Genomic DNA, 1,516 nt, shown 5'->3' with positions numbered 1-1,516 from the left:
CTATGGGGCACTACTCCTGCTGGATCTGTGGGTCACCCGATTCGGGGTCGCCGGGGCAGCGCAACTGGTCGCATCGATGACACAACTCGGGGTGGCACGGTCGACCCCCTCCGATGGCCGACCGGCCTACGAGGGACCCCCGGCCATCGGCGCTGTCGCCCCCGACCTGATCCAAGGCCCCATCGTGACGACGCGCTGTCGCGGTGGGCAAGTCGAAGGATTCCGGCCGTGGGATCCCCATATCCGCTTGCGGCGTCTGGTCGACGCCATGATCGTCTACCTGCTCCCATCCCAGCAGGAGTGGGTCGACGCCGCGCCCTATCTGCTCCGCGAGGTGAGATCGACTCCGTTGGTACGAAGACGGCCGCACGCACCAGGACCAGTGCCGTCAACACTTCGGCCAATCCGAAAAGATGCAAGCTGCGTGCAGCATATATCTTGTGACACAAGGTCTTTCGTGGATTCTCCCGGATCTTCGTGTATGGTCGTAGTGCTAACTTCAGCTTGATACAGCTGCTGCGACTGCACACTGGCCACTCGATGCCGCCACAGTCGAGGGCGGAAAGGATGCGCGGATGCTTCGGGAGTTTCCTACTCCGGTAGGTCGTCGGAGGGGTTGCCCTTCGATTGGATTTCCTCGTATTCGGCCCACTCCCGCGGCATGTCCGGAGAGCAGAAACTGATGCTCCACACTCTGGCAACACTCGGTGATCTGTTGAAACAACTGGACCCTGGTCCAGTTCAGCGGGGAAGGCAGTTCGAGCGCATCTGCCAATGGTTCCTGAAGCATGATCCGGTCTACGCACACGAACTGCGACACGTGTGGCTCTGGAAAGACTGGCCTCTGCGGTGGGGAGCCGACGCAGGGATCGACCTCGTTGCCGAGGACCGTTCCGGGCACCTATGGGCGATCCAAACCAAGGCCTATGCTCCCACCAGCTCGATCACCAAACGCGACATAGACACCTTCCTGTCCGAGTCAGCACGGCCCGAGTTCAGTTTTCGATTGCTGATCGCGACGACCGATCTAATCGGGAACACCGCCCGACGGACGCTCGAGGCTCAGGAGAAACAGGTCGGCGTCCTTCTTCGCGGTGATCTTGACAACGCCGACGTGGAGTGGCCCCGCTCGCTTTCCGACCTGAGGGTCCCGCAACCCGTACCGAACCAGCCGCGATCGCACCAACAAGAAGCCATCAACAAGGTGGTCGAGAGTTTCGACCAACACGACCGCGGCCAATTGATCATGGCGTGCGGTACAGGAAAGACCCTGACCGCACTATTCATCAACGAGAAGATCGCCGCAGAACGCACGCTGGTTCTGCTGCCTTCGCTGTCATTATTGGCTCAAACGCTACGGGAATGGACTGCGCACACCACCCGCCCGTTCGACTTCCTGGCAGTGTGTTCCGACGAGACGGTCGCCGAGCCGGATGCCGCGGTCGCGAACACCAGCGATCTGGGTTTTCCCGTAACCACCGAACCGAAAGAAATCGTGATCCCTCCCGGGATTTCC

At 60.9% G+C, this 1,516-nt stretch carries 1 protein-coding gene; it reads left to right on the top strand.

Annotated elements, in window-relative coordinates:
• Window positions 1-661: 661 nt before the first annotated feature.
• Window positions 662-1,516, top strand: an 855-nt coding sequence (locus tag A8G15_RS24095) for a restriction endonuclease (RefSeq protein WP_245687979.1), incomplete at its 3' end; no start/stop codon positions are given.

Origin of the sequence: Rhodococcus phenolicus, assembly GCF_001646785.1 — a bacterium.
GTDB lineage: Bacteria > Actinomycetota > Actinomycetes > Mycobacteriales > Mycobacteriaceae > Rhodococcus > Rhodococcus phenolicus.
The sequence above is the reverse complement of the archived record's forward strand: the minus strand, read 5'-3'. Positions and strand labels throughout refer to the sequence as shown.